This window comes from Kribbia dieselivorans NBRC 106261, from assembly GCF_001552435.1.
Taxonomy (GTDB): domain Bacteria; phylum Actinomycetota; class Actinomycetes; order Actinomycetales; family Dermatophilaceae; genus Kribbia; species Kribbia dieselivorans.
The window spans coordinates 1-6,559 of sequence record NZ_BCRE01000185.1 but is presented as its reverse complement, the minus strand read 5'-3'; the positions used below and the strand labels follow the sequence as shown (position 1 = coordinate 6,559).

The window sequence follows — 6,559 nt, the reverse complement described above, 5'->3', positions numbered from 1 at the left end:
CTCGTCCGGCTGGTGGCCCGAACTCCCAGCCGGCGCGTCCGGCGGGTGGGGTCGGGCGTCGGCGTGCCTCGTCGCCGCAGCAGAGCCCACGGCGCTCCGGCGCCTGAGCCGCACCGCGCTCCTCTTCGCCGAGGGAACAATCGGGACGACCCAACTGGGTGTTGGGTCGCCCCGATTTGTTCCCTCGACGGAGCTCCGGGCATTGTGTTTCACACTGGTCTGAGACTAGTCTTAACTCATGGAGACGATCGGAGCGTACGAGGCGAAGACTCATCTCCCTCGGTTGCTGGCGGACGTGGCCCGAGGGGAGTCGATCACGATCACCAAGCATGGACGCGCCGTGGCGAGACTGGTGCCCGCCAAGGATGGCGAAGGCACCGGGGCTGACATTGTCGCCGCTCTGCGCGAGGCCCGCGTGGGTGTACGACGCGGGCGGAGCTCCGTTCGGCAGATGATCGAAGAGGGCCGCCGTTAATGGCCAACAACCTTGTCATCGACACCTCCGTCACCATGGCATGGTGTTTCGAGGACGAGGCCTCGGAAGCGAGTGATGTCGTTCTCGAGGAGGTCGGACGTGCCGGCGCTCGCGTCCCGTCGCTGTGGCACCTCGAGGTCACCAACGTGCTCCTGGTTGCTGAGCGCAAACGACGAATCACGTCGGCACAAGCCGCACGGTTCCTGGCCTTGCTCGGCCAACTCGATCTGGAGGTCGCGCACGAGGTCGCGCCGATGCCAGAACTCCTGGAGTTGGCGCGGCGGCATCGACTTTCGGCGTACGACGCCTCGTATCTCTCTTTGGCGGAGCGCACCGGATCGAGGTTGGCGACCCTCGATGCCGCGTTGGCGAGGGCCGCAGCAGAGGCCGGGATCGCCACTGCCTGGTGAGCCTGCTGAGTCACCGATGACGCAGACGGGTGACGCCGGCGGAACTACCGCCCCGCCGCGACCGCGTCGAGGGGCACACCCGGATCGGCGAGCTTGGCCAGGTCGACGACCGTGTAGTTGCGCACGAGGGCCTTGATCGCGTCGACGGTGTCCCACACGTTGACGTGCATGCCGGCGAGCACCCGATGGCCGGAGGCGTGCGCGGTCACCCAGAACGCCATGAACGCGTTGGTCGCCGGGTCACCACGCAGCACGACCTCGGTCTGGACGTCGCGCGGCACGAACCCGGCGTATTCGAGGCCCACGTCGTACTGGTCGGAGTAGAAGAACGGCACCCGGCCGTACGTGACCTCCTGGCCGGTCATCGACTGCCCGGCCGTGTAGCCGCCGTTGTAGGCATTGGCCCAGTGCTCGACGCGCATCCGGGTCTCGAACGTGGGGTTGTACCAGTTCGCCACGTCGCCGGCCGCCCAGATGCCGTACTTGCCGACCTTGAGCGAGGAGTTCACGACGATCCCGTTGTCGACCGCGAGCCCGGCGGATTCGGCCAGCGCCGTGTTCGGCAGGATCCCGACACCGACGACGACCATGTCGGCGGGGAGGCGCTCGCCCTCGCTGGTGACCACCGCGGTGACCTTGCGGTGGGAGGACTGGAACGGCAGGTCCTCGCCGTGCGACCCGCCCTCGAACTTGGTCACGCCCACACCGAGCTTGAGGTTCACGCCGTGGCCGCGGTGAAGGTCGGCGAACCACGCTCCGACCTTCTCGCCGACGACCCCGTACAGCGGCGTCGGCTGCGGTTCGACGATGGTGACCTCGACCCCGTGGGCGCGGGCCGCGGCGGCGACCTCCAGGCCGATCCATCCGGCGCCGACGATGACGACTCGACCGCCGGCGATCAGGCGGGCGCGGATCTTCTCGGCGTCCCCCATCGTGCGCAGGTAATGCACCCCGTTGAGGTCGTGACCGGGGATGGTCAGCTTGCGCACGACCGACCCGGTGGCCAGCAGCAGCCGGTCGTAGTGGACCTCGCTGCCGTCGCTCAGGGCGACCATGCGCGACTCCGGGTGCAGTCGCTCGGCCGTCACGCCCAGGCGGAGGTCGACCTTGCGCTCGTCGTACCACTCCCGCGGGTGCGTGTAGGCGACCTCCTCGGAGTCCTTGCCGAGCATGATCCCCTTCGACAGGGGCGGGCGCTCGTACGGCAGGCGGTCCTCGTTGCCGATGAGGATGATGGGGGTGACGGGCTCGCTCTCGCGGATGGCCTCGATGGCTCGGGCGGCGGTCAGGCCACCGCCGACGATGACAATCGGCTCGCTGCTCATACCTCCACTCTGGCCCAGATCAGGGTGCCGGGGTGGGGCTTTGGGCATCTGCACGTGCGGAGACGCGCAACTTTCGCGCCACGGCAGCGGGGGAGGTGGTTGAAATGGGAATGGTTCCGCGATCAGTCCCGTTGGTCAGGACATGAAGATCGACATCTGGAGCGATATCGCCTGCCCCTGGTGCTACATCGGCATCACCCGCCTCGAGAAGGCCCTGGACGCCTTCCCGCACAAGGACGGCGTCGAGATCGCCGTGCACAGCTACCAACTCGACCCGACCCTGCCCGAGCAGTACGACGGCACCGAGATCGAGTACCTGTCGAGCCGCAAGGCCATGCCTGAGGCGCACGTGCGTCAGATGTTCGAGCAGGTCAAGCAGACCGCCGCGCAGGACGGCGTGACCATGAACTTCGACACCCTCGTCGTGGCCAACTCGCGCCGCGCCCACCAGGTGTTGCACGCCGCGCTCAACGCCGACCCGAGCGGTGACCTGATGCGCCGCCTCAAGCTGGCGTTGTTCAAGGCGCACTTCACCGACGGAGCGTCGATCTCGGACCCCGAGGTGCTCGTCACCGTGGCGACCGAGGCCGGGCTGGACGCGCAGGCCGCGCGGGACGCGATCGACAACCCGCAGCGCGACGCCGAGGTCACCGCCGACATCCGCCGCGCGGCCCAGATCGGCGTGCAGGGCGTGCCCTTCTTCGTGTTCGCCGACAAGTACGCCGTGTCCGGAGCGCAGCCCGTCGAGTACTTCGAGCAGGCGCTGGCCCAGGTGTGGAATGAGGTCCACCCCGAACCGACGCCGCTGGCCGACCTCGGCGTCGGCGTGGCCAGTGGGCCGTCCTGCGGCGTCAACGGCTGCGACTGAGCCCCGCGTCCGTTCGGATCAGCGGCGGTTGGCCACGACCGCCGCGATCCGGGCGACGTACTCGCGCACATGCGTCGGTGACGTGCCGATGTTGAGCCGGATCCAGTCGGTGCTCGCGCCGAAGATCGGACCCGGGCTGACGAAGATCCGCCCCTCGTCGAGCAACGTCTGGGTCGGATTCGGCCCGAGATCCAAGGCGGCGACATTGAGCCAGGCGAGGTAACTCGCCTCCGGCGGGTGATACCCGACCTCGGGAAGGTGCTCGCCGAGCAACCGCCCCAGCAGCGTCGCGTTCTTGGCCAGCCCGGCGCGTACGTCGTCGAGCCAGTCACGCGAATCGCGGTAGGCCGCCTCGGCCGAGATGAGGCCGAACAGGCCCGCGCCCCACGTGTTCTCCGGAGTGCGGTCGGCGGGGTAGACGTTCTCGCGCTCGGTGTACACGAACGCGGCCTTGAACCCGGCGAGGTTCCACGACTTCGACGCCGAACCGACCCAGATGCCGACCTCGCGTGCCTCGGGGGAGACGGTCATCCACGGCACGAACTCGGTATTGGGGAAGGTCAGCGGCGCGTGGATCTCGTCGGCGATGACGATGACGCCGTGCCGGTGGGCCAGCGCGGCGAGCTCGGCCAGTTCGTCGCGGGTGAACACCCGCCCGGTCGGGTTGTGCGGGCTCGACAGCAGCAGGATCTTCGCACCGGCGACCATCGCGGCCTCGAACCCGGCGAGGTCGAATCGGCCACCGCGCTCCGGCTCGATCAGGGGCACCTCGACCACCCGCGCGCCCGCCTCGGGCATCCACGTGTAGAACGAGTTGTACACCGGCGGGGTGATGATGACGCCGTTGTTCTCCGGGCCGAGTTGTTCGATGAGGTGGCGCACGATGATGACCGCCGCGACATGCACGTCGGAGAAGACCCGCACCCGGCTGCCGTCCATCGACCAGCCGAATCGGTCGCGGTGGAAGTCGACCATGGCGCTCAGCGCAGCCGAGGCGTCACCGGCGTACCCGCTGTCACTGATGTCGATCGCCGCGTGCAGCGCCTTGGCGACGGCCGGAGCGAGGCGGACGTCCATCTCCGCCACCCACGCCGGCAGCACGTCGGGCTCGACGAGCGACCACTTCGCGCTGGAGCGACGGCGCAGTTCGGCGAGGGAGATGTCGAATGGATCGTGGTGGGGCGTGGGCACGGTGACTCCTTCTCGGTTGCGCCCTCGAACCTACAGTCCCGAGGCGGTCGGTGCGCCGTAGAGTCGGGTGGTGACCTTCGAAGGCTTCCCGATGGCAGCGGTCGACTTCTACGAAGACCTGGAGATGAACAACACCAAGGCGTGGTGGGACGAGCACAAGAACGTGTATCGGAGCGCCGTGGTCAGGCCGATGCGCGAGCTCACCGACGCGCTGGCCGACGAGTTCGGTGAGGCGAAGGTGTTCCGGCCGAATCGAGACCTCCGCTTCAGTCACGACAAGTCGCCGTACAAGACGCATCAGGGGGCGTACGTGTCGACGGCCGCAGGGTGTGGGTGGTACGTGCAGATCTCGGCCGACGGACTGCGCACCGGCGGCGGGTTCTACCGGGCCGACGGTGCCGCGCTGGCCCGGTTGCGGGCGCGGATCGACTCCGATGCCGGAGCCGAGTTGGCGCGACTCGTCGTGGACCTCACCGCCGACGGGTGGGTGCTCGGCGGTGACACGCTCACCACCGCGCCGCGCGGGTTCGACCGCAACCACCCGCGGATCGATCTGCTGCGGCACAAGTCGCTGTCCGTGGGGCGGCGGGTCGACGACGAGGCGATGGTCTCGGCTGCCGCGCTGGAGCACGTGCGCGCCGACTGGAACGCCGTGCGCCCGCTCGTCGACTGGTTGACCGAGACGCTGCGCTAGCTCCCGGCGAAGGTCAGTCGTCGAGGCCGCGGGCGGCGAGGGCGTCGCCCAGCGCGTCGGCGTGCCGCAGGGCTCCGACCAGCAGGGGCACGGCGAAGGCGCGCACGCTCGTCGTCAATCCGCGGGCCCGCTGCGCATCGCGCACCCGCTCGGCCAGTTCGATGACGACCGGCACCGAGCGGATCCCCAGGTGCATGAGCAGCCCCACCCGCTCGGGGTCGACACCGACCCGGCGCAGCGGCCGCACCACCCACACGACCGCGTCGATGAGGTCCGACGAGCGCGTCGTCAGGGTCACCAGATTCGCCAGCAGCACCAGCGCGAGGATCACCCCGACCACGACGACCGCGTGCTGCCACGTCGTGACGATCGCGTGGAACACCGCGAGCGGCACGAGCAGGAACAGCACCGGGCGCAACAGCCGCGCGGCCACGGCCACGGGGATCCGCGCGAGGGCGTACCCCAGCGCCAACCCGACCAGGACCGCCGCCACCTCCCACGGCGCGCGGACCGCCAGCGACGCGACTCCGGCGGCGACGAGCGCGGCGAGCTTGAGGCCGGCCGGTGCGCGATGCAGCAGCGACGTGCCCGGGCGGTAGAGCCCGATCGCGGCGCTCATCGTGGCGACGCCATGAGTTGGAGATAGTGGTCGATGGCCTCGGCGGGCGGAGCGTCGAACACGACCCGACCGCCGTCAACGACCAGCACGCGGTCGAAGTCGCGCACGAGGTCGAGGTGGTGGGTGACCATGACGACCTGTTGGTCGAGGTTCGCGACGAGGTCGGCGATCATGCGGGCGTTGCGCAGGTCGAGGAGCGTCGTCGGCTCGTCCATGACGAGGAGGTCCGGTTCGGTGACCAGGACCGACGCGAGCGCGAGCAACTGCTTCTGCCCACCCGAGAGCAGATGCGCCGGGTGATCGTGGTGGCCGGCCAGCCCGTGCCGCGCGAGGATCGCCTCGACCCGCGCACGGATCTCCGCCTTGCTCAACCCTCGCCGGCGCAGACCGAAGGCGACGTCCTCGGCCACGGTCGGCATGACGATCTGGGCATCGGGGTCGGTGAAGCAGAACCCGACCTTGCGCCGGACCTCCTTGCCCGACCGGGCGGTGTCGAGACCGTCGACGGTCACGCGGCCGGAGGTCGGTAGCACCAGACCGTTGAGCATGCGGGCCATCGTCGACTTGCCCGAGCCGTTCGCGCCGATGAGGCCGATGCGACGCTCCGTCAGGGTGACGGTGACGTCGCGCACGGCGAAGCGATACTCGTCGTACGCGTGGCTGACGCCGTCGAATTCGATCAGCATGCCTCGACCACCATCGCCACGCCCTGGCCGCCGCCGGCCGCGATCGCCGCCAGCCCGCGTCGGCCGGGGGAGCCCACGAGTTGGTGGAAGAGCCGCACCGCGAGCACGGCTCCCGACGCGCCCCACGGGTGGCCGAGGGCCAGCGCGCCGCCCTCCCGGCAGACGCGCTCGGGGTCGAGGCCGAGTTCGTCGCAGCAGGCGAGTACCTGTCCGGCGAACGCCTCGTTGAACTCGATGACGTCAATATCGTTGAGGGACAGGCCGGTTCGTGCGAGCGCGGCTTGGGTCGAA

8 protein-coding genes and 1 pseudogene are annotated in these 6,559 nt (G+C 69.5%); 4 read left to right on the top strand and 5 right to left on the bottom strand.

Annotated elements, in window-relative coordinates; translation table 11 throughout:
- Positions 1 to 238: 238 nt before the first annotated feature.
- Both KD1_RS13710 and KD1_RS13705 read left to right on the top strand, forming a co-directional pair.
- Entirely contained in the window at positions 239 to 475 is a 237-nt protein-coding gene (locus tag KD1_RS13710) for a type II toxin-antitoxin system Phd/YefM family antitoxin (RefSeq protein ID WP_068402824.1), read from the top strand.
- Complete coding sequence (locus KD1_RS13705; RefSeq protein WP_068402822.1) at positions 475 to 885, top strand: type II toxin-antitoxin system VapC family toxin; 411 nt, start codon at positions 475 to 477, stop codon at positions 883 to 885. The genes KD1_RS13710 and KD1_RS13705 overlap by 1 nt, the downstream gene beginning before the upstream one ends.
- Before the next feature lie 44 nt (positions 886 to 929).
- Here the strand turns inward: KD1_RS13705 and KD1_RS13700 are convergent, their stop codons facing one another.
- Positions 930 to 2,210: an NAD(P)/FAD-dependent oxidoreductase gene (locus KD1_RS13700; RefSeq protein ID WP_068402817.1), complete on the bottom strand. Its 1,281-nt coding sequence runs from the start codon at positions 2,208 to 2,210 to the stop codon at positions 930 to 932.
- A 142-nt stretch (positions 2,211 to 2,352) separates the two neighbouring features.
- On the opposite strand from KD1_RS13700, the gene KD1_RS13695 reads away from it, so the two are divergent.
- Positions 2,353 to 3,078, top strand: coding sequence for a DsbA family oxidoreductase (locus KD1_RS13695; RefSeq protein WP_068402815.1), 726 nt, complete (start codon positions 2,353 to 2,355; stop codon positions 3,076 to 3,078).
- Between the two features lie 18 nt (positions 3,079 to 3,096).
- Here the strand turns inward: KD1_RS13695 and KD1_RS13690 are convergent, their stop codons facing one another.
- Positions 3,097 to 4,269 (bottom strand): MalY/PatB family protein, encoded by a 1,173-nt coding sequence (locus tag KD1_RS13690; RefSeq protein WP_068402814.1) that lies wholly within the window; start codon positions 4,267 to 4,269, stop codon positions 3,097 to 3,099.
- A gap of 70 nt (positions 4,270 to 4,339) precedes the next feature.
- On the opposite strand from KD1_RS13690, the gene KD1_RS13685 reads away from it, so the two are divergent.
- A complete protein-coding gene (locus KD1_RS13685) occupies positions 4,340 to 4,963 on the top strand; it encodes a DUF2461 domain-containing protein (protein ID WP_068402829.1) in 624 nt (207 codons plus the stop codon).
- A 13-nt stretch (positions 4,964 to 4,976) separates the two neighbouring features.
- Here the strand turns inward: KD1_RS13685 and KD1_RS13680 are convergent, their stop codons facing one another.
- From KD1_RS13680 to KD1_RS13670, 3 genes and pseudogenes are all read right to left on the bottom strand, one after another.
- A complete protein-coding gene (locus KD1_RS13680; protein WP_068402811.1) occupies positions 4,977 to 5,582 on the bottom strand; it encodes an energy-coupling factor transporter transmembrane component T family protein in 606 nt (201 codons plus the stop codon).
- Positions 5,579 to 6,268 carry an energy-coupling factor ABC transporter ATP-binding protein gene (locus KD1_RS13675; protein WP_068402809.1) on the bottom strand — a complete coding sequence of 230 codons (690 nt, stop codon included), beginning with the start codon at positions 6,266 to 6,268 and terminating at the stop codon, positions 5,579 to 5,581. The genes KD1_RS13680 and KD1_RS13675 overlap by 4 nt, the downstream gene beginning before the upstream one ends.
- Positions 6,262 to 6,559: pseudogene (locus tag KD1_RS13670) on the bottom strand (acetyl-CoA C-acyltransferase); the annotation flags it as partial. The gene KD1_RS13675 and the pseudogene KD1_RS13670, both read right to left, overlap by 7 nt.